This is a genomic window from Streptomyces sp. TAA204 (assembly GCF_000424965.1).
Window position 1 is genome coordinate 535,363 of sequence record NZ_AUKW01000001.1, and the last position, 20,858, is coordinate 556,220.

The following is a 20,858-nucleotide window of genomic DNA, read 5'->3' on the forward strand; positions in this document are numbered from 1 at the left end:
GGGGTTTACCTCCAATCGCCCCCTCCTGCTCATTCCATGGTGCTCCGCGTCCCGCACGGGGCACGAACACGTTCCGTGAACGGACGTCACAGAGCTGCTGACCGCGGCCACCCGGCGGGCCGCCGAGTACGGGCACGCGCGCCTGTGGCCTCCCGGGGACGTCCCGGGAGGCCACAGGCGGGAGGTGCATACCGGCGCACGAGGCGCCGGGACGGTGCTCAGCCGGTGGCGAGCACCTTGAGGCGGTCGTAGGAACCGTTGAAGCGGTTGCGGTCACCGACCGTCTTCCCCGTGGAGGTGTACTGCCAGATCGTTTGGAACGGCCAGCCTCCGGGCAGCTCCCCGACGGTGGCGCGCCAGCTCGGGATCCACAGGGGGCTGGTGCTGCTGAACTTCTTCGAGTTGCCCGTGCACGTCTTCCACCAGGTGGTGGAGGTGTAGATGACGGGGTGCCGGCCCGTCCGCGCGTGGTAGGTGTTGGAGAAGTCGGAGATCCAGTTCACCATCGCCGCCTGGGACTTGCCGTAACAGGCGGCGCCGTAGGGGTTGTACTCCATGTCGAGCGCGCCGGGCAGTGTCTTCCCGTCGCGTGACCAACCGCCGCCGTTCGAGACGAAGTAGTTGGCCTGGGCGGCGCCGCTGGAGTTGCTCGGCAGCGCGAAGTGGTACGAGCCGCGAATCATGTCGTTCTTGTACGAGCCGTTGTACTGCTGGGCAAAGGTCGGGCTCTTGTAGGTCGTGCCCTCGGTCGCCTTGATGTAGGCGAAGCGCACGCCTTCCTTCCGCAGCGTGGCCCACGGCACGCTGCCGTTGTGGCTGGAGACGTCCACGCCTTCGACGGATGCGGAGAGAGGCCGTGTGGGCGCCGTGGAACCGCTTTCGGGAATCCCCTCGTTCGCGCTGATGGTGGAGCCCATCCAGTCCTTCTCTGGGTGAGCCGGTCGCTCACCGTCGCCCTCCGCTCCGGCCGTGCCTGGCAGCGCGAGGAGGAGGGCGAGGGCGGTGAGGAGTACGGCGGGGGACCCCACCGTGCCGCAGAGGGCACGGCGCGACGGGCCGGACCTGGGCAGTGGCATGCGTGCCTCCGTAGATGTCGATGAGTCGCGCGGCAGCAGTCTGAATGTAACGGGGCAAAGTCATATTAAATGGACGCCTCGCCGTGCAGCCTCCGCGAGATCGGCACGCTGGGAATCACCGCATTCCCGCCTCCACCGGGCCCTGGCCGGATGGACGAACGGACGCTTCGCCCTCCATGCCGCGGCACCCTCGTACGGCCCAGCAGATCGCGCGCACCGCAGCGCCCTGTGCACCAATGAGATGCATGGCGTCACAGAGGGAAGAGCGGCCCGTCGTCCCCGCCCCGGAGCCCCGCCCCGGCGCCGGCCATGTGCCGGCGGCCGGGCCCGGAAGTCCGCGAGCGGTGAGCCGCGCTGCCGGGCGGCGGAGGTCCCCCGTGCCCCCGGGACGTCCGGACGCGTCGCTCCCGGCCGTCCGCACACATGCGCGTGCGGTGAACCGCCTTCGTGGAAACGCGCATCGCGGGTCCCGGACTCCCCACGATTCCGCACGCGGAACAGCGCAGCGGCAGGACCCGAACCCGCGACACAACGGACAAGCAGCCGCCCGAAATTCACGACGGACCGGGATGGACTCATGAGTGACAGCCCGAAGGCCGCCCTCGCGGCCAGTATCGCCGGGGGATATCTCCTCGGCCGCAGCGGCAAGGCCAAGCTCGCGCTGACCGTGGCCGCCTACCTCGCCAGCAACAGGCTCCGGGCCAAGCCGCAGGAACTCCTCGCGTCCGGGGCGGGCAGGCTCAGCGAGTCGCCCGAAGTCTCGAAGCTGATCGACCAGTTGCGCAGCGAAGTGCTGACCGTGGGGCGGCAGGCGCTGAAGGCGGCGGCGGACCGGCGGCTGCAGTCCTTCGCGGACTCACTCGCCGACCGTACGAAGTCGATGGGTGAACTCGTGGACGCGGCGGCCGAGGAGTCCAAGGGCGGGCAGGACGAAGAGGACACCGAGGAGTCCGAGGGCAGGCAGGACGACGAGGAGGAGCAGGAGGAAGAAGAAGAGGAACCGGAGCGGAGGCGGACGGGCGAGCGCGCGAAGTCGCAGAGCAGAAAGCCCTCCAGACCCCGACGTGACACGGCCCAGCAGGCGCCTCCCGCGAAGAGGGCAGCGAAGAAGACCGAGAACAGGCCCGCGAGGAAGGCCGCCAAGAGGGCACCTGCCGAGTCGTCCCGTCGCCGGAGGTAGAGGTCATGCCGCAGAACGTGTCGGAAAAGAGCGCCGGGAACTCCGACGGCGGCTCGGGGCTCGACCGGGTACGTGAGGAACTCACCAACTACCTGATGGCAAAAGCGAGCAACGTCGTGAGTTCGGCGGGCGGGAAAGTCAGCGGCCTCGCGGAGAAGGCCGCCGAGGGCGGGGGCTCCGGCAGCGAGATCCCCAAGATGGGCGCGCAGTTGCTGAAGGGCGAAAGCCCGGCCAAGGCCGTCGGGGGCCAGGTGGCGAAGAGCGTGAAGGACAAGACCGTGGAGAAGACCAAGGAACTCTTCGGCGGGGGCGGCAAAGCGGGGACCAAGAAGGTGACCAACATCATCGAGGTGATCGATGTGGGTCTTCCGCTGCGCCGGGTGTACGACCACTGGACGGAGTTCGAAGAGTTCAGCAGCTTCATGAAAGGCGTGGTGGAGGCATCGCGCGAGGATGACGTCTCGTCCAACTGGACGCTCAAGGTCGGCCCGTCCAAACGCAGTTGGAAGGCGACAGTCCTGGAGCAGGTGCCCGACAACCGCGTGGTGTGGAACTCCACGGGCGAACGGGCCACCACGCACGGCTCGGTCTCCTTCCACGAACTGACGCCGAATCTCACGCGGATCGTGGTCGTCGTGGAGTACACACCCGGCGGGTTCTTCGAGAAGACCGGCAACATCTGGCGCGTCCAGGGGCGAAGGCTCCGCCTCGACCTCAAGCATTTCCAGCGGTACGTGACGCTGGGCGTGCAGGAGGTGCCGGAGGGCTGGCGCGGTGAGATCCGCGAGGGGGAGCTCGTGCGCAGTCACGAGGACGCCCTGGCCGAGGAGGAGAAAGAGGACGACGAGGACAAGAACCAGAACAGGGACGACGACGAGGGAGAAGGGGAAGAGGGGGACGAGGAGGAAGACGACCAGGACGAGGACGAAGAAGACGACGACGAGTACGAGGACGACGAGGACGACGACGAGGGCCGGTGAACGGCCACCGCCGGGCTGCGGGGCCCCGTCCGACCGAACACCGGGATGGGCGGGGCCCCTGTCGTGCCGCAAGCTGTGGAAGGCCCGTTCACGAACCGGGAGCTTCCCGGCGCGACGTGGCAGGGTGTACGCATGTGCGGCAGATACGCCTCGACTCGCAGGCCGGAGGATCTGGTGGACCTCTTCGAGGTCGACCGGTGGAGCCCGGAACAGGCCCTGGCACCGAACTACAACGTCGCTCCCACCGACGACGTGTGGGCGGTGCTGGAAGCGGCAGACCGTGAGACCGGTGCGGTCGAGCGGCGGCTGCGGCCGCTGCGCTGGGGCCTGGTCCCGTTCTGGGCGAAGAGCCTGAGCGTCGGCGCCAAGATGATCAACGCCAGGATGGAGACCGTCCACGAGAAACCGGCCTACCGCCGGGCGTTCGTGAAGCGCCGCTGCCTGCTTCCGGCCGACGGCTTCTACGAGTGGCAGACCGTCCCGGCGACCGGGACCAGGAAGGCGTACAAGCAGCCCTACTTCATCACCCCGCAGGACGGTCAGGTGATGGCGCTGGCCGGGCTGTACGAGATCTGGCGCGACCCCGAGCGCGACGAGGACGACCCGCAGGCGTGGTGGACGACCTGCACGGTCATCACCACCGACGCCACCGACGCGGCAGGCAGGGTCCATCCCCGTATGCCGCTGACCATCGCACCGGACGATCAGGCGGCGTGGCTCGACCCCGCGCACCACGAGCCGGACGAACTCCGCGCGCTGCTCACCTCCCCCGGCGGCGGCGACCTGGACGCCCGTGCGGTCTCAACGGCGGTCAACAACGTCCGCAACAACGGCCCCCACCTGCTGGAACCGGCGGAAACCGGCAACTGAACCCGCCGTCCGCGGCCGTCCCGGGCCGCTGGCCAAGCTCCGCCCCGGCAGGGATCTGGCGGCGCGGGGCCACTGCCGGGCGGGAGCGGCGCCCCCGCCCGGCAGCGCGGCGTCAGCGCAGGGTGCTGCCGAAGCGCGCACCCGCGACGGGGCCACCGACGTCGCCGGGGCCGAACGCCACCGCGCCGGCCGTCGTCAGACCGTCGCCCGTACCGGGCAGCGACCACACGGCTCCGGCCGAGGCGTTCTCCTCCACCGAGGAGACGTTCAGGTCCCGGTGACCGTCCCCGTCGACGTCCTTGAGGGCGCAGGCGGCCCCGAACTCGTCGCCCGTCTCGGCGACTCCGGGCACACCGGCCGTGTCCTGGTGCACGACCTGACTGCCGGTGCCGGTGACGCCGGAGGAGCTGCCGTGCAGCAGCGCGACCGAGCCGGCGTCGTCGTGCCCGCCGAAGTCCTCCCCGCTGATGCCGAGGGCGACCTCCGCGCGGCCGTCGCCGGTGACGTCGGCGACGGAGACGCAGGAGCCGACCCGGTCGCCGTCCTCCTGCGCACCGTAGAAGCCGGGCAGGCTCTGGTCGAAGGACTGCTCGCGCCCGGACGGGCCCGAGGGCGAGCCGAAGACGACGGTGACCTTCTCGTCGGCGTCGGTGCTGCCGAGTACGACGTCGTCGTAGCCGTCGCCGTCCACGTCGCCCACATCGCTGTCGCCCCCGTCGCCGACCGAGCCGAAGTCACCCACGGTGCCCGTGCTCTTGAAGCCGGCCGTACCGCCGAGCAGGACGTGGTTGCCCCACACCCCGTCGCCCTCGTACGCCCAGATCGCGATGTCCTCGCGCCCGTCACCGTTGACGTCGCCGACGGACCGGGCCGTGACGGGACCGCTGATCGACGAGGGGCCGTCGACGCACGAGTCGTCCTCCGCGCAGCCCGGGCCGTCGTCGCCGTAGCCCCACCACTCGGACCTGTCCATGAAGTCGAGCGTTTCGGCGGGCGAGCCGTCCCTGGCCACCGGGCCCTTGAACAACGCGCCCGGCTGCGTCACCGGGTCGTCACCCGCGACGTCGGCGTCGCCGAACAGCGCCAGGTCGGCCTTGCCGTCACCGTCGAAGTCGCCGATCTGCGGCGAGTGCCCGTACCCGTCGAGGGCGGTGCCCCCGGTCGGCCCGGACGGCGAGCCCCACACGATCACGCTGCCGGAGGGCGCGTCGGCGGAGCCGATAACGATGTCACCGAAGCCGTCACCGTCCAGGTCGCCCGTGCTGAAGGTCTTGCCGAACTGCTGCTCGGCGGCGGCCGATCCGGGCACGCCACTCGTCGAACGGCTCACCAGCTTCTTGCGGGAGGGGTCCAGCCCGTCCGCGGAGCCGTACGTCACCGCCACATAGCCCGCCTGCGCCTTGCCGGAGACCGTGCCTGAGGGAGCACCGGAGACGAGGTCCGCGTAGCCGTCACCGTTGATGTCGTCCGCCGGGGCCGCGGCGGGCGCCGGGGCGGCGTGCGCCTCCTGCGGGGTGAGCGTCCAGGCGCTCAGGCCGCCCGCAACGAGCAGTGCGGCGGCCAGCGGCGCTGCGGCACGGACCGCGCGCCCTCCGCGGGCGGTGCGGACATCGGCACGTCTTAAGGGTGTCATCACGAGAGTTCCTCCGAGTTGTCCAGTCCATCCGCATCAGGAGACACACCTGACCCCTGAGTTGGTTGCACCTGACAGCTACCGAAGTCACCGACCCTGCCGGGGATCTGCCGTCAGGAGACGATGTCCTTCCGCCCGAAGTGCCGGAAGGCGAGGGCGAAGAAGACGACGGCGAAGGACGCCGACAGCGATGTGCCCTTGATCATGCCTGCCCACTCCGCGTCCGGCTGGAGGGCGTCCGCCCACGCGTACTGCCAGTGGGTGGGCAGGAAGTCCCGCAGCGATCCCAGCGCGGTGATGGAGTCCAGGATGTTGGACAGGATCGTCGCCCCCACCGCTCCGCCCACCGCGCCGAGCGGGGCGTCGGTGACCGTGGAGAGCCAGAACGCGAATCCGGCCACCGTGAGCTGGCTGACGAAGACGTACACCACGATCACGCCCAGCCGCCCCACTGCCGTGTCGGCCGGGAGCGAACCGGCAGTCGTCAGTTCGAGGTCCCCCCAGCCGTACGCGAGTGAGCCCACCCCGAGCGCGACCGCGGGCAGCAGGACGACGGCTGCCGCGCTGAAGGCCAGGGCGACCGTCATCTTGCTGAACAGCAGCCGGGCCCGGGAGACGGGTGCGGTCAGCAGGTAGCGCAGCGAGGACCATCCGGCCTCCGAGGCGACGGTGTCGCCGAAGAAGAGAGCCACCGGCACAGTGAGCAGGAAACCGCTGGAGACGAAGATCGCGGCGAGGGAGAAGTTCACGCCGGAGGAGGTCGCCACGTCCAGGAGCGAGGACTCCCTGTCCCTGCCGTCCGGTGTGCCGCCGAGAGTGAAGGCGGCCCAGATGACCACCGGCAGGATGCCCATCACCGCGAACGTGATCAGGGTGCGGCGGCGCAGGAACTGCCGTACCGCCTCCACGCGGAGGGGCAGTGTGGCGGCAGCCCGGTATCCGGGGGCGGCCGCGGTGGCCGGGGCGGTGTCCGGGACGGTGTCCCGGGTGAAGCCCGTGGACCCGGGGGCGCCCGGGGAGGAGCCCCGGGTCTCGGTGGTGCCGGTCATGCGGGGTCTCCGATCAGGGTGAGGAACGCGTCCTCCAGGCGACGGTGCGGGCCGATCCGCTCCACGGGGACGTCGAGGCGCAGCAGTTCGGTGAGCAGTTCGTGCACCGGCATCCCGTCCAGGCGTATCAGCAGCCCCACGTCGGCGGTCGGCGCCGGTTCGGCCGAGGCGACCCCCGGCAGTTCCGACACCTTGGCGGCTGCCGCTTCCAGTTGGGCGGCGCTCATGGCGCTCGCGGCCACCAGCAGGGTGTCGCTGCCCCCGGTGATCTCCTCGACCGGTCCGGCGGCGATGAGCCTGCCCTTGTCCATCACGACGAGGTGCGTGCAGCTGAGTTCCACCTCGGAGAGCAGATGGCTGGAGACGATCACTGTCCGTCCGGTCGCCGCGTACCGCGACACGACCGCCCGCATCTCGCGGATCTGCGGCGGATCGAGGCCGTTCGTCGGTTCGTCGAGGATCAGCAGGTCGGGAAGGCCGAGCATGGCCTGGGCGATGGCCAGGCGCTGCCGCATGCCCTGGGAGTACGTCCGCACGGCACGGTCCAGGGCCTCGCCGAGGTCGGCGATCTCCAGGGCCTCCTCCACATGGGCGTCGGCGGCCGGACGTCCGGTTGCCTGCCAGTACAGCTTCAGATTGGCCCGGCCGGTCAGATGCGGCAGGAAACCCGGTCCCTCGACGAAGGCACCCACCCGGGAGAGCACCGCCGAGCCCGGCCGTACCGGATGTCCGAAGACCCGTACGGTCCCGGCGTCGGGCCGGATGAGACCCATCATCATGCGCATGGCGGTGGTCTTGCCCGCGCCGTTGGGGCCGAGCAGGCCCAGCACCTGGCCGCGTTCCACCCGTACGGACAGATCCTTGACGGCGTAGCGGTCGGCCGAGCCGCGGTAGCGCTTGGAGAGTCCGGAGATGGTCAGCGGCGACTCCGGCGACTGCGGCCCCTGGTCGTCGTCCCGGCGGCGGGAGCCGTTGGAGCGGGTGAGCAGCAGCCATGCCGCCAGCGCCAGAGCACCCGCCGGCATCGCCCAGACCCAGGCCGGCATCCCGGCCTGCCCGGTGTCCAGCGCCGCGTCGGTCGGCACGGTCAGCTCGGCGCCTTCCGGGATGGAGACGCGGTACGTGGCGGGCTCCGCCGGGGACGCGTAGCCGAGGTCGGTGGTGGACAGGACCAGACGCAGCCGGTTCCCGGCGGCGAACTCGTGGTCGACCGCGGGGAGCTGAACGGTGGTGGAGCTGCCCGAGTCCGTCACGCGCAGCGGTGCGACGAGCTGGTGGGGCAGGGACGTACGGCCGTCGGGCCGCACGTCGTACAGCTTGGCGAAGAGCACCGCGCCGTCCTTGGCTTCGGTGCTGACGGTGATGCGGGTCCTGGCCGCTCCGGTCAGCCGCAGCTCCGACGCGAGCGGGGCCGATTCGAAGGAGGCGTACTGGCCGGGGAAGTCCTGGGTCAGTGACAGTCCGCCGCCCAGATCGGGCAGGCGGGAGAGCGCCCCGATCCCGGGCACGGCGGACACGGCGGGCGGTGCGCCGCCCGCCGGGTTGGACACCTTCTGCGTGCGCCCGGTGAGCTCCACGGGGCGCTCGGACGTCCCGTCGAGCCCGGGGTAGCGGTCGGCGTCGGCGCCGCGCTGCACGGTCCTGCCGTCGGTGGTGTCGACCCCTCCGGTGCGGGTGCTCCGGAAGGCCGGGCCGGTGTCGGCCGCGCGGTCCTTCTTCAGGTGCCGGTCGAACCAGGCGGTGGTGCGGGCCTCGAGCCGTGCGGTCTCCTGGTCACCGCCGTCGTGCCCGCCGGAGGACCAGTCGACGGCGACCGGCGCACCGTTGGCGGAGACCGCGCGGGCGATGGCGTCACCCTGGTCGAGGGGGAAGAGCGAGTCGTTCTGGCCCTGGACGACCAGCGTCGGCACGTTGATGCGGTCGGCGACCGAGGACGGGCTGGAGCGCTCGAGCAGTTTCGCCGCGTCCTCGTCCGAACGGCCTGAGACCGCGGCCTTCTCGTAGACCTGGCACAGTTCGTCGGTGAAGCGGCAACCGCCCTGCCGGCCACCGGCGGTGGTGAAGAAGACACCGGCCCACAGCTTCTTGAACACCCCGCCCGGGAAGAGGGAGTCCTCCAGGTCCCACCAGGTGATCTGCGGGGCGATCGCGTCGACCCGCTTGTCGTTTCCGGCCGCGAGCAGGGAGATCGCCCCGCCGTAGGAGGCGCCCGCGATGCCGGCCCTCGGGTCGCCCCCGGCGTCCTGGAGCACGTCCTCGCGCCCGCCCAGCCAGTCGAGCAGCCGCCCGACGTCCGCGACCTCGCGGTCCGGGGCGTTGAGCCCGATCTGCCCGGTGGAGCGGCCGAAACCGCGCGCGGACCAGGTCAGCACGCGATAGCCGTCGCGGGCGAGGCGCTGGGCCTGGGCGGTCATGTCGTCCTTGTCGCCGCCGAAGCCGTGTGCGAGCAGCACGGCCGGGCGAGGTCCGGAACCGCCGGCGGTGAAGTAGGAGGTGTCGATTCGGACCGTCCGCTCGCTGCCCGGGGTCTCGGGCATGGAGATCACGCGGTCCTGGCGGCGGACGGGTGCTGGTTCGTCGGCGGCTGCGAACGTCACGGCACCTCCTGCGGCCAGCAGCAGGAGGACGGTGGCCGCAGCGGCCAGCCGTCGGGACATTCGGGGAAGCAGGCGCACGCGGTGATCCCTTGACGAACGAGGCGGAATGGTGTGCCGCAGGGGGCAGCGGCGGCACACCGGATCGCCCCACTCTCCCCCACTGTGATCGGCAAAACGTCCGCCCGAGGGTGGGTCTTGCGTACTGCACCGGCAGTACGCCGCCGAGTGATCTCCTCCTCGGGCGACCGCCCGTGCCCCGGCCCCATCCCGGCCGCGGCGGGGCAGCTCGCCGCGGGGTCGAGCGGCACATCCCGGCCTCATGCAGCAGGACGGACTTGCCATTCCTATCGATACTCAATAGATTTCTATTGCTATTCGACGACGGGAGTGATGATGGGAAAACTGACAGTGCTTGCGCTGCGCGCCGTGATGGTGGCCTTGCTCGCCGGATCGGTGTTCGTCCAGGCGGTGATGGCGGCGATGCTGACGGGCGCCATGCAGGACAGCGTCCCCGCGGACCACCGCACTCCGACCCTGGTGATCATGCTCCTGTTCGTCGTCACGGTGCAGGTCGTCCTGTTCGGCGTATGGCGGTTGGTCACGATGGTGCGGCGCGGAACTGTCTTCTCCCACGCCGCGTTCCGCTACGTCCACGTCGTGATCGGCGCTTTCGTGACGGCCGCGCTGCTGGTGTTCGCGCTCGGGGTGGTCCTGGCGCCGGGCGAGGCCGTACCCCCGGGTGTCGTGGCTCTGCTGGGCGGGATCTCCCTGGCGGTCTTCGGCGTCGCGCTCATCGTGCTGGTGCTGCGGATGCTGCTCGCCCAGGCCCTCGCACGCGACGTCGAAGCGTCGCGGCTGGGGGCCGAACTGGCCGAGGTGATCTGATGCCGATCGCCGTCGACATCGACGTGATGCTGGCCAGGCGGAAGATGTCCGTGGGCGAACTGGCGGACCGGGTGGGGATCACACCCGCCAACCTGGCGGTGCTCAAGAACGGCCGCGCCAAGGCGGTGCGCTTCACCACGCTCGCCGCGCTCTGCGCGGTGCTCGAGTGTCAGCCCGGAGACCTGCTGCGCTGGGAGCCCGAGAACCCCGAGGACGGGGAGCGGACGGCACACGGATCCGGAGAATCCGCCCCGGCCGGATCCTCGCCGTGGTGACCGCAGCCCCGGTGGGCGGGCCCCCGCACACCGTCACCGGTCACCTCGCCGGCCGGCGGCGTCCACACCACTCACCCGCGCGGTCCCGGACGCCGTCGCACCACCCGGCGCCGGCCGGTTCCTGCCGCGCACCGATGACGGACTCCCGAGGGACAGGGCACGCCACATGACCACAGCCGACCTCTCCCACGGGCACGGAGTCACGGACAGCGCCGACGTACTGGTGGTCGGCGCCGGACTGGCCGGGCTGAACACCGCCACGCTCCTCGCCCGCCAGGGCCACGACGTGCTCCTGGCCGAGCGCCGGACCAGCCTCGCCGACGCGATCCGCACCACGGGAATCTTCGTACGGAAGACACTCGACGACTTCCCACTGCCCCCCGACTGCCTCGGACCACCGATCCGGCGCGTGATCCTCTACCCGCCCGGCCTGCGCCGCCCGGTCAGCCTCACCAGCCCCCGCGACGAGTACCGGGTGGGCGACATGGCGCCGCTCTACGAAGCATCTGCCGCCGCCGCGACCGACGCCGGCGTACGGGTGAGGCTGGGCACGCGCTACGCCGGACGGCACGGCGACAGCTTCCTCCTGGCAGGCCGCGACAGACCGACCGTGGTCCGGGCCCGCTTCGTCGTCGGCGCTGACGGAGCCCGCTCAAGAGTCGCCCGTGACCTCGATCTCGACCGCAACCACCACCTGATCATCGGCGCCGAAGAGGTCTACGAACTGCCCGGAAGCGACGAGCCGCCGACGTTCCACTGCGTACTCGACCCCTCGCTGGCCCCCGGATACCTGGCCTGGGTGGTCAACGACGGGAAGCACGCCCATGTCGGCGTCGCAGGCTATGCCGACCGCTACCCGGACGGACTTCGCAGGGCCGTGGAACGGTTCAGCGACTCGGCGCCCGGACTCACCGGCGTCGAACGCCCCGGAACGGTGGAGCGGCGCGCGGGCCCCATCCCCGTCGGTGGCCTGCTGCGCAGGATCAGTTGCGCCGAAGGGCTTCTCGTGGGGGACGCGGCAGGCGCGGTCTCCCCGCTCACCGCCGGCGGCCTGGACCCGTGCCTGCGGCAGTCGGAACTCGCGGCGGAGGTGATCGACGACGCACTGCGCACCGGAAAACCGGACACGATGACCGGCTACGACGGCGCCGCGCTGCGCACCCGGTTCCGCGGACGCCTCATGCTGCGCCGGGGACTGGCCCAGGTACGGACGCCGGCCACGGCAGCGGCGGCGTTCACCCTGCTGCGCACACCGCTCGGCAAGGCGGCGGCAAGCCGGGTCCTCTTCGGCGACAGGTCCTTCCCCGACCCCGCGCGCAGGTGAATCCCACCACCTGCCCGTGGCGATGACTTCCGTCCTCCCACCGAACTCGCCGCACCGCCTCACCAACGGGTCACCCCCTGGCCGCCGGTCCCCGATCCTCGACGAAGGCGGCGACGCCCTCGTACTCGCCACGGGGCGCTCGGCCTGCTGTCCCGTATTCCAGGAGGAGCAGACCGTTCGGTGTCGCCTCGTGGTGGACCAGGCGGAGACCGGACGGGGCGCCCGGTCCGGACAGAAGGCGCCGCCCGGTCCGCAGCACGGTGGGCGCGACCACGAGGCGGAGCGTGTCGACCAGGCCCGCCGTCAGGAGCGCGTCGCCCAGGCGGGCGCTGCCGTGGATCTGCAGTTCCCGTCCCGGTCGTGCCCTGAGAGGGGCGACTGCCTCGACCGCGTCGCCCCTGAGCACGGTCGTGGGGTTCCAGGTCCCCGTTCCGAGGGTGTTCGAGACGACGTACTTCGGCAGCGTGTTCATCCGCTCGGTGAACGGGTCGTGCGGGTCGGTGATCTCCGGCCAGTCACGCGCGAACGCCTCGTAGGTGCGCCGGCCGAGCAGCAGACCGTCGGCGAGGTCGAGCCAGTTGGAGGCGCGCTGGACGAACGTCGCGTCGATATGGGGCACGAGCCAGCCGCCACCGGTGAAACCGCCGCTGGTGTCCTCGTCCTGTGAACCGGGCCCCTGGCTGACCCCGTCGAGCGTGACGAACGCGGTGAGGGCGATCTTCATCTCCCGGCCGTGCTCTCGGCGAGCGCGGCCAACTGGCCGGCGACCGACCCCCAGCCCTCGGCGAAGCCGAGCTCCTCGTGACGGGCGCGCGCCTCCGGATCACCGTGCCGGACGACCATCCGGTAGTCGGTGCCGTCCGGGTGATCGCTCAGCGTGACCGTGGCGGTCATCGCGACCGGGACGGGATGCGCGGGACGCCATGTGCCGTCGACCGCGTTGGTGAACACGATCCGCCGCAGTTCGTCGACGGCGAGGAAGCATGCGTCCAGGTGCGGGACGAACTCGGCCCCGTCGTCGCTCAGCCGCGTCGTGAACGCCCCGCCGGGCCGCAGCTCCAGGCGGTCCACCCGGCAGCGGGACGGAGCCGGGACCCACCACTGCTCAAGCCGGGACGGATCGGTCCACGCTCTCCACACGGTGGCGCGCGGGGCGCGGATGATCCGCTCCAGGCAAAGGTCGAGGTCGGGATTCACTGACTGTTCTCCTCCGGGTCGGTGACGAACTGTTCGAGTCGGTCGGTGCGCTCCTCCCATATCCGGCGCTGCTCCGCGAGCCAGTCGCCGACGAGGCCGAGGCGCTCGCGGTTGAGCTCGCAGGTGCGCACACGGCCGGACTTGACGGTGCGGATGAGCCCGTTCGATTCGAGGGTCCGCACGTGCTTCATGAACGAGGGGAGAGTCATCGGGAACTCGCGGGCGAGGTCGCCGACACTCGTGGGTCCGCGGCCGAGGCGGCGGACCACGGCGCGCCGGGTCGGGTCGGCGAGGGCGACGAACACGCCGTCCAGTTGCGCCGAATACTGTGCCATGTGGCTAAGTATTGCGCCGGGCAATGGCAGGTGCAAGGGCCGACCGCGTAGCGGGCCGACGGGCGCCCGCGAACGTACGGACGGGCCCGGACCGCAGACCCGGACCGCAGACCCCGACGGCAGACCCCGACCGCAGACCCCGACCGGCTGCCGGCGCTCAAATCCTCCCTGCGGGCAGCGGCTGTCGCCCCCGAGGCAGCGCACCGCCGGGGAGAGCGACCACCGTGGAGGTGTCAGCGGCCCGCCGGGCGGTCCCCGCGCAGCGCCTCGGCGGTGGCCGTGCCGGTGACGCCGGCGACGGGGCCCTGGTAGAGGATCTGCCCGCCGTGCTTGCCGGGGCCGGGGCCCAGATCGAGCATCCAGTCGGCGCGCCGGACGACATCGAGGTTGTGCTCGATCACCACGACCGTGTGCCCCTGGTCGACCAGGCCGTCGAGCAGACCCAGCAGGGTGTCGATGTCCTGGAGGTGCAGGCCGGTGGTGGGCTCGTCGAGGACGTAGAGGGTATCGGCGGCGGACTCGCGGAGCTCCTTGGCGATCTTCACACGCTGGCACTCGCCTCCGGAGAGGGTCGTCAGCGGCTGGCCGAGGCGGAGATACCCGAGCCCGACTTCGTCGAGGTGGCGCAGCGCCCCGGCGATCGCGCGGTCCGGGAGCCGGCGGACGGCCTCGCTGACGGTGAGGTCGTCGATGTCGGCGATCGAGAGCCCGTCCACCGTGTACCGCAGAACCTCGGGCGTGAAGCGGCGCCCCTGGCAGGTCTCGCAGACCGTCTCCTGTTCCTCCATGAAGGCCAGGTCGGTGCTCACGGTCCCGAGGCCCTTGCAGTCCGGGCAGGCACCCTCGGAATTGGCGCTGAACAGGCCGGCCGTGACGCCGTTGCGGCGGGCGAAGAGCTTGCGGACGGGGAAGGCGATCCCGGTGTAGGTGACGGGGGTCGAACGGCGGTTGGCGGTGACCGGCTTCTGGTCGATGACGACGCAGTCGTGCCGGTCGGCCAGTTCGCCCGCCAGGCTGCTCTTGCCGGAGCCGGCCACGCCGGTGAGCACGGTCATCACACCCGTGGGGATGTCCGCGGTGACGTTCCTGAGGTTGTTGCGCGTGGCGCCGGCCAGCGTGATGCGCCCCCTCGGCGTGCGCGGTTCGTCCTTCACGGGCCGGTGCTGCCTCAGTGCGGCCGCCGTGGCCGTCCCCGCCCGGCACAGCCCGTCGAAGGAGCCCTGGTACACCAGCGTGCCTCCCTGCTCGCCCGCTCCGGGTCCGACCTCGATGACCTGGTCGGCGACGGCCATGACCGCGGGATCGTGCTCGACGACCAGGACGCAGTTGCCCTTGTCCCGCAGCTGCCGCAGCAGCTCTGTCATGGAGGAGACGTCGTGGGGGTGGAGCCCGACGGTGGGCTCGTCGAAGACGTAGATCATCTCGGTGAGGCTGCTGCCCAGGTGCCGGAGCGTCTTGATCCGCTGTGACTCGCCGCCGGAGAGCGTCGTGGTGCCGCGGCCGAGGTGGAGGTAGCCCAGCCCGATGGTGACCATCGCCCGGAGCCGGTCCGTCAGCGCCGAGACGACCGGCGCGACGCTCGCGTCTCTCACCCCCTGCACCCGCTCCGCGAGCTCGCTGACCTCCATCCGCGCCATCTCACCGATGGTGCGGCCGAGCACGGTGGCGCTCCGGCTCTCCTCGCGCAGCCGGTCCCCGCGGCACTCCGGGCACTCCTCGGAGCGCGTGAACGCGGTGAGCGTCCTCTTCTTGCGTTCGGACATCTCCTCGGAGCCGCGCAGATGGATGCGCTCGAACCGCTCGACCATGCCCTGGTAGTCCTCGGGCAGCTTCTCCGCCACTGCTCCCGAGGCCCCCTTGCCGTACAGCAGCGCGTCCCGCTCGTCCGGGCTCCAGTCGCGCAGCGGCGTGTCGAGCGGGAACAACCCGATGTCGGCGAACTTGGAGTACCAGTAGCCGCCGGCGGCGAACCCGGGCAGCAGCACGGCGCCCTCCCTCAGCGACTTGTCCGGGTCGGTGAACCGGTCCACGGCGCTGGCCACGACCTCGCCGAGGCCCGAGCAGGCGGTGCACATGCCGGACGGGTCGTTGAAGGAGAAGCGGGTGGCCTCGCCGACGTGCGGAGTGCTCGACCGGGAGAACAGCAGCCGCAGGTAGGTCCAGATGTCGGTGACCGTGCCGACCGTGGAGCGGACGTTGCCGCCCAGCCGCCGTTGGTCGACCACCACCACCGGGGAGAGCCCCTCGATGTGCGCGACCTCGGGGCGGGCCCGTTTCGGCAGACGGTTGCGGACGTAGGGCGGGTAGGTCTCGTTGAGCTGACAGCCGGCCTCGGCGGCGATCGTGTCGAAGACCAGCGACGACTTGCCCGAGCCGGAGACGCCGACGAAGACCACGACCTGCGCGCGGGGCACATCGACGTCGAGGTGCCGCAGGTTATGGGTACGAGCTTCGCGAATCCGGATGCTGTCGTGCGTCATGACCAGGACCCTAGGAGGTGATGTGGCCGGAAAAAGGCCGCAATTCTTGGCAGACTGCACTCGTGGCAGACGTGACGCAGCGGACCCTCGCACTGCTGGTGATGTTGCAGTCGGGAAAGAAGTTCTCCGGTGAGGAACTGGCGGCCCGGCTGAACGTTCCCCCGCGCACACTGCGGCGCGACATCGGCCGGCTGCGCGGCCACGGATACCCGGTCGAGACCCAGCCGGGCCCGGGCGGCTACTACCGGCTCGCCGCCGGTCAGGCCATGCCGCCGCTGGTGCTCGACGACGACGAGGCCATCGCCACGCTCCTGGGCCTGGCCGCGCTCGGCGCGACCGGCAGCGCGAGCGAGGGCAGCATCGACGATGCGGCGATCCGCGCCTACGGCAATGTGGACCAGTACCTGCCCAGACGGCTGCGTCCCCGCGCGTCCGCGCTGCGCGCCAGCCTGGAGACGATGCCGACACCCGCCCCCAGCACGAGCGCGGAGACCCTCAGCTCGCTCGCCGAGGCGATCGCGCACGAGCGGCTCGTGACGTTCCACTACGTCGGGGCGGACGGGAAGGCCACCACCCGCGAGGTCGAGCCGCACCGTCACATCCACCTGCATCAGCGCTGGTACCTGCTGGGCTGGGACACCGACAAGGAGGACTGGCGCGTCTTCCGTCTCGACCGCGTCGCCGAACTGCGGGTGCGCACCCGCACGTTCACGCTGCGACCGCTGCCTGCAGAGACCGGCATCGACTACCTCCGGGAGGGCATCGGCCGTGACCGGCAGCGCGTGGTGCTGACCATCGACGCCCCCGTCGCGCAGGTGGCCGACGCGTTCACCCGCCAGGACGTCGACCTCACGGCGGCCGGGGAAAGCGGGACCCGCGCCGTGCTGATGCTGGATTCCTGGCAGTGGCTGCTGCCTGCGCTCGCCTTCCTCGACGCCGACGTCACCGTCGAGGAACCCGGGGAACTCCGCACGGCCCTGCGGCACTTCGGCGCCCGCCTTGGACGCTCCTGACTGCCCGGCGGTGGTTCGCGGACCGGCTGGGCCTCTCAGCCTGCGCACATGCCTCTACCTCGCACCCCGTTCGAGCGCAAACAGAGGCATACTGGTACATGTAAGTACAAGAAGGTGTGCGCCGTGTCTGACACAAAGCACTTCCCAGCGCCAGCGGCTGCCCGACGGCCTGCCGAATCAGAGCGTGCCACGCAGTCTCCCCCGCGCTCCCAGCAGGGGCAGGCGGTTGACGCACCGCCGCAGCCAGAGCAAGGGGGCCTCTTCCCTGAATCGCCTGCGCTCTCGAAGAGGTCGTACGCCGCCCCGTTGAGCTACGTCGGGATTACCCGAAGGATTTCGGCCCGGATCAAACGCGTGGGCGCGAACGGACCGTGGGCGGCGTGGCTTGCCTGGACCCTGGGCATCATCGCCATTCTGCTCGGCTGGGTTCTCGTCACGGTTTGGTACGCGGTCATCCTGCTGCTCTTCGACGTCTTCTTGATCCCGTACCGGCTGATCCGGCGCAGCCAGCGGAAGCGGGAACAGCTGCAGCAGGCCGAACTCGCGACCATGCAGGCAATGATGATCAACCAGCAGCGCGCCCTGAACGAGCGCAAGCCGCCACAGTGACCGGGCGGTCAGCCGACGGGGGCATGGACCAGCGGGCACCGTGACGGACACCGGCGATCGTTCGAGTTGCTGTACTTCGCTCCCGTACGCACGCCAGAGGCCCCGTTCCGATCATGGAACGGGGCCTCTGAACTGGCACTTTCGGGTGTGTCCAACGAACGGCTCTGTCTCACTTGCGGTGGTGACGGAGAGCGATGGGCTTCGTTGATGTTGTATGCATGACATCAACGAGCTTGTGAGTACGGTGTTTTCAGGGTTGTCTCCGCTGGTCATCGAGGATGTGCTGGATGAGGGTCGGCGGATACTGGTGCGGGCGCGGACGCCGTGCGGTACGGCTCCCTGCCCGGACTGCGGGGCTCGGTCGGGCCGGGTGCATGGGTATCACGCACGGACCGTCGTGGACGTTCCCGTTGACGCCCGGCGAATCGTGGTCAGGGTGTGGGTGCGCCGGTTGGTCTGCCCGACCCTGGGCTGTCGCCAGACGTTTCGGGAACAGCTCCCCGGGGTCCTGGAGCGCTATCAGCGCCGCACACCGCGACTGTCCGCGCAGGTGGGGGCCGTGGTGCGGGAGTTAGCGGGCCGGGCCGGTTCCCGGGCACTGTCCGTACTGGCTGTAGTCGTCTCTCGGCACACCGCCCTGCGCGCGCACTGATGCAACTGCCGATACCCGAGAGGCCGGTGCCCCGGGTTCTGGGGGACGACTTCGCCCTGCGCCGCCGCCACAACTACGCCACCGTCCTGATCGACGTCGAGACCTGTGAACGTGTCGACGTGTTGCCCGGCCGCACCGTCGAGGCGCTGGAAGGGTGGCTGCGTGAGCATCCGGGCGTCGAGACCGTGTGCCGGGACGGCTCGGCCGCCTACGCCGAGGCGATCCGCCGGGCACTGCCCGAGGCGACACAGGTTGGTGACCGGTGGCACATCTGGCAGCGGCCCGCCACCCCGCGAGGGCGTGCAGGCCACCACGACCCGTCAGCGATGGCATCAAGTCCATGACCTGCGCAAATGTGGAGTCGGCCTGCTGGAATGCGCACGCCGGCTGAACCTGTCGTTGAACACGGTCAAGCGCTACGACCGTGTCACCGAGCCGGAGCGCCTCATCCGTGCCCCCAAGTACCGGCCCACTCTGGTGGACCCCTACCGAGATCATCTACGGCAGCGACGCGAGGAAGACCCGGCCGTGCCCGTCCTGCACCTGTTGCGGGAGATCAAAGAACTCGGCTATCGCGGGAGTTCCAACCTGCTCCACAAGTACATCAACCAGGGACGCGTCGAAGCTGAACGCCCCGCGCTGTCCCCGCGTCGCCTCGCCCGCTACCTCCTTACCCACCCCGATCACCGCAAGGAACACCAGCGGGAACGGATCGAGGCCGCTGCCACCGCCTGCCCGGAAGTATCTGCCCTCGCCAGGCTGATCAGCGCCTTTGCCGCACTGCTGAGGCCCGCCGAGGGGAACGCCGAGCAACTCAGCGCGTGGATCACCACCGCGCAGGCCGAGCACCTGCCCCACCTGCACGCCTTCACCCGCGGTCTCGAACGAGACCGCGCCGCCGTGAACGCCGCCCTGACCAGGGCATATCACAACGGCGGCACCGAAGGCGTCAACAACAAAACGAAGCTGATCAAGCGACAGATGTACGGCCGGGCCGGATTTCCCCTGCTCCGCCACCGCATCCTCCTGGGATGACTTCGCTCTCCATCACCACCGCAAGTGAGACAGAGCCCAACGAACGGTTGATCTGCGGTTATTGGTTGGTCAGCGGCGGGCTGTGGAGAGCCGGCGTCCGAGGACGAACTGATCATCAAAGAGCGGCTGGCAGAGCAGTCCTGGGATGGCCTTGTTTCCGCCGCTGTGCAGCACTGCGCCCTTGTGTGCGCCCCTTGCGGCACCGTTAGCGTCTCGCCCTTGTTGTACGCGCGATCGCTCGCCGCAGGGGGGAACACGGTGAAGGACGCAGCAGAGGTACTGAATGATCTGACGAAGCCCTGGAATGTGCAGGTGAATTCGAACGCCGCGCTGAGCGGAGCCGTGGCGTCCGCCGCTGCGAAGGATGACGAGCAGCGGAGGGAAGACAAGCGTGAGCCGCTGCGGCGGAAGCCGGGGCTGCGCGGACTCTCTGCTAACGAGATAGGGCTTTCGGTCAAGCTGACGCCGTGGGAGGTACTGCACGCCTTGGGGCGCGCGACCGTGCTGGCCCGGCAGGGAGCAGGGCGAGGGCTGGCCGAACATTGGGGCTGCCTGAAGTACTGCCAAGCGTTGGAGGGTAGTTCCGGACACTACATGGCTGTCTCGGAGGAGGGTCTTAACCCTGCCCGTCACTACAAGACGGTGCAATCGGGGGAGTTGGGCCTCGGCTTCGCCCTCGCCCTGGCTGAGCGCCTCGTGCGGAAGTGGTACCCGGATCATTCGGTGTCGGTCGTCGACGCGGGAATCGCGCTGCAGGCCGGGTGGGCGTTGGTGGGTAAGGATGTCAAGCGGCGCGACTGGGTCCGACTGCGTCCGGACTTCTTCCTGGAGGCCTGGAAGCCAGGGGAGCCGTCGAGGGTGTTCCCTGTCGCGTGCAAGGGCAGCCACGGAAAGACCTCATATGCGTTCACCCAGCTAGCGAACGCGTCGGCTCAGGTCGAGGCGGTGCATATGGGGCCGTGGGGGCAGACGCCTTGCATAGTCACCTCGACGGAGCTTCTCGGTCAGGGCGGCATAACCATCCATGTCCTGACCGCTCCTGGCGACGGCACCTTGCACGTGGCGCCAGAGGGCGCCGGGACGGATGCCAATCAGAGCCTTGAGGATCGGAACATCTATCCCGACGTGCGCATCCCCGCCGACGGTGGTGACGAGCAGCGCGTGAGCGGCTTCCAGGTGCTTCCGGACGACAACGCCTGGTTCCGGCGAGCACTACTCAGGGCGGCAGCGGCCGGGCTGATGGCGTTCACGGGTGGCGGGGAACCCACCGCGCAGTACCTGACCAAGCGTCAGGGACAGCGCCACTTCAAAGGTTTTACCCACGCCGGGACCGGGATCGTCCAGGACATCGATCCGGAGATCCGCGGAATCCGGTTCATCGGCACAGACCACGTCTTCCGGCTAAACGGTAGGCGCGTGGAGGCGTTCTCCGGACTCGCAGCGGGCCTGTTCAAGCATCTCCACGACGGAGACGTTGAGGGGTACCGACGCGAGGCGCACGCTCTCCGGTCCACTTGGCGCTCAGCCCAAGGCAAGGACGAGTACAACGGCCCCGTCTCAATCCGAGAGGACGGCACTGTTATGGCGATGCAGTTGCTGCCCGAAGTGCGGCGAGCACGTCGCCGAAGGATCGGCACCTGACTCCCAGCCATGCCGGTCGGGAACGAG

General features: G+C 70.2%; 17 protein-coding genes and 1 pseudogene. 10 read left to right on the top strand and 8 right to left on the bottom strand.

The window, feature by feature from the left end; translation table 11 throughout:
- Positions 1-218: 218 nt before the first annotated feature.
- Positions 219-1,076 (bottom strand): lysozyme, encoded by an 858-nt coding sequence (locus tag H343_RS0102295; protein WP_028429820.1) that lies wholly within the window; start codon positions 1,074-1,076, stop codon positions 219-221.
- A 577-nt stretch (positions 1,077-1,653) separates the two neighbouring features.
- On the opposite strand from H343_RS0102295, the gene H343_RS28425 reads away from it, so the two are divergent.
- The 3 genes from H343_RS28425 (at position 1,654) to H343_RS0102310 (ending at position 4,106) form a co-directional block, all read left to right on the top strand.
- The gene (locus H343_RS28425) at positions 1,654-2,256 is read left to right on the top strand and encodes a hypothetical protein (RefSeq protein ID WP_037901863.1); all 603 of its coding nucleotides are present in this window, start codon (positions 1,654-1,656) and stop codon (positions 2,254-2,256) included.
- A gap of 5 nt (positions 2,257-2,261) precedes the next feature.
- On the top strand, positions 2,262-3,236 hold the full coding sequence (locus H343_RS0102305) for an SRPBCC family protein (RefSeq protein ID WP_028429821.1): 975 nt from the start codon (positions 2,262-2,264) through the stop codon (positions 3,234-3,236).
- Positions 3,237-3,368: 132 nt separating this feature from the next.
- The gene (locus H343_RS0102310; RefSeq protein ID WP_028429822.1) at positions 3,369-4,106 is read left to right on the top strand and encodes an SOS response-associated peptidase; all 738 of its coding nucleotides are present in this window, start codon (positions 3,369-3,371) and stop codon (positions 4,104-4,106) included.
- Positions 4,107-4,218: 112 nt separating this feature from the next.
- Here the strand turns inward: H343_RS0102310 and H343_RS0102315 are convergent, their stop codons facing one another.
- The 3 genes from H343_RS0102315 to H343_RS0102325 form a co-directional block, all read right to left on the bottom strand.
- Positions 4,219-5,739 (bottom strand): FG-GAP-like repeat-containing protein, encoded by a 1,521-nt coding sequence (locus H343_RS0102315; protein WP_028429823.1) that lies wholly within the window; start codon positions 5,737-5,739, stop codon positions 4,219-4,221.
- Positions 5,740-5,852: 113 nt separating this feature from the next.
- Complete coding sequence (locus H343_RS0102320) at positions 5,853-6,788, bottom strand: ABC transporter permease (protein ID WP_028429824.1); 936 nt, start codon at positions 6,786-6,788, stop codon at positions 5,853-5,855.
- The gene (locus H343_RS0102325; RefSeq protein ID WP_051264458.1) at positions 6,785-9,445 is read right to left on the bottom strand and encodes an alpha/beta fold hydrolase; all 2,661 of its coding nucleotides are present in this window, start codon (positions 9,443-9,445) and stop codon (positions 6,785-6,787) included. Before H343_RS0102325 ends, H343_RS0102320 begins: the two co-directional genes overlap by 4 nt.
- A gap of 333 nt (positions 9,446-9,778) precedes the next feature.
- Between H343_RS0102325 and H343_RS0102330 the strand changes: the two genes are divergently transcribed.
- The 3 genes from H343_RS0102330 (at position 9,779) to H343_RS0102340 (ending at position 11,869) form a co-directional block, all read left to right on the top strand.
- Entirely contained in the window at positions 9,779-10,270 is a 492-nt protein-coding gene (locus H343_RS0102330; protein WP_028429826.1) for a DUF2975 domain-containing protein, read from the top strand.
- Positions 10,270-10,545, top strand: coding sequence for a helix-turn-helix domain-containing protein (locus tag H343_RS0102335; RefSeq protein ID WP_028429827.1), 276 nt, complete (start codon positions 10,270-10,272; stop codon positions 10,543-10,545). The genes H343_RS0102330 and H343_RS0102335 overlap by 1 nt, the downstream gene beginning before the upstream one ends.
- A gap of 166 nt (positions 10,546-10,711) precedes the next feature.
- A complete protein-coding gene (locus tag H343_RS0102340) occupies positions 10,712-11,869 on the top strand; it encodes an NAD(P)/FAD-dependent oxidoreductase (RefSeq protein ID WP_028429828.1) in 1,158 nt (385 codons plus the stop codon).
- 70 nt (positions 11,870-11,939) lie between these two features.
- Here the strand turns inward: H343_RS0102340 and H343_RS0102345 are convergent, their stop codons facing one another.
- The 4 genes from H343_RS0102345 to H343_RS0102360 form a co-directional block, all read right to left on the bottom strand.
- Entirely contained in the window at positions 11,940-12,593 is a 654-nt protein-coding gene (locus H343_RS0102345; RefSeq protein WP_028429829.1) for a dihydrofolate reductase family protein, read from the bottom strand.
- Positions 12,590-13,066 carry an SRPBCC domain-containing protein gene (locus tag H343_RS0102350; protein WP_028429830.1) on the bottom strand — a complete coding sequence of 159 codons (477 nt, stop codon included), beginning with the start codon at positions 13,064-13,066 and terminating at the stop codon, positions 12,590-12,592. The genes H343_RS0102345 and H343_RS0102350 overlap by 4 nt, the downstream gene beginning before the upstream one ends.
- Positions 13,063-13,401, bottom strand: a complete 339-nt coding sequence (locus H343_RS0102355) for a metalloregulator ArsR/SmtB family transcription factor (protein ID WP_028429831.1) — start codon at positions 13,399-13,401, stop codon at positions 13,063-13,065. Before H343_RS0102355 ends, H343_RS0102350 begins: the two co-directional genes overlap by 4 nt.
- A gap of 233 nt (positions 13,402-13,634) precedes the next feature.
- Complete coding sequence (locus tag H343_RS0102360; protein WP_028429832.1) at positions 13,635-15,881, bottom strand: ATP-binding cassette domain-containing protein; 2,247 nt, start codon at positions 15,879-15,881, stop codon at positions 13,635-13,637.
- A 62-nt stretch (positions 15,882-15,943) separates the two neighbouring features.
- On the opposite strand from H343_RS0102360, the gene H343_RS0102365 reads away from it, so the two are divergent.
- From H343_RS0102365 to H343_RS28435, 4 genes and pseudogenes are all read left to right on the top strand, one after another.
- On the top strand, positions 15,944-16,894 hold the full coding sequence (locus tag H343_RS0102365; protein WP_028429833.1) for a helix-turn-helix transcriptional regulator: 951 nt from the start codon (positions 15,944-15,946) through the stop codon (positions 16,892-16,894).
- 306 nt (positions 16,895-17,200) lie between these two features.
- Positions 17,201-17,503, top strand: a complete 303-nt coding sequence (locus H343_RS0102370; RefSeq protein WP_158679497.1) for a hypothetical protein — start codon at positions 17,201-17,203, stop codon at positions 17,501-17,503.
- Positions 17,504-17,717: 214 nt separating this feature from the next.
- Positions 17,718-19,190, top strand: a pseudogene (locus H343_RS28430) (ISL3 family transposase).
- 258 nt (positions 19,191-19,448) lie between these two features.
- Positions 19,449-20,831 (top strand): hypothetical protein, encoded by a 1,383-nt coding sequence (locus H343_RS28435; RefSeq protein ID WP_037901866.1) that lies wholly within the window; start codon positions 19,449-19,451, stop codon positions 20,829-20,831.
- Positions 20,832-20,858: the final 27 nt, after the last annotated feature.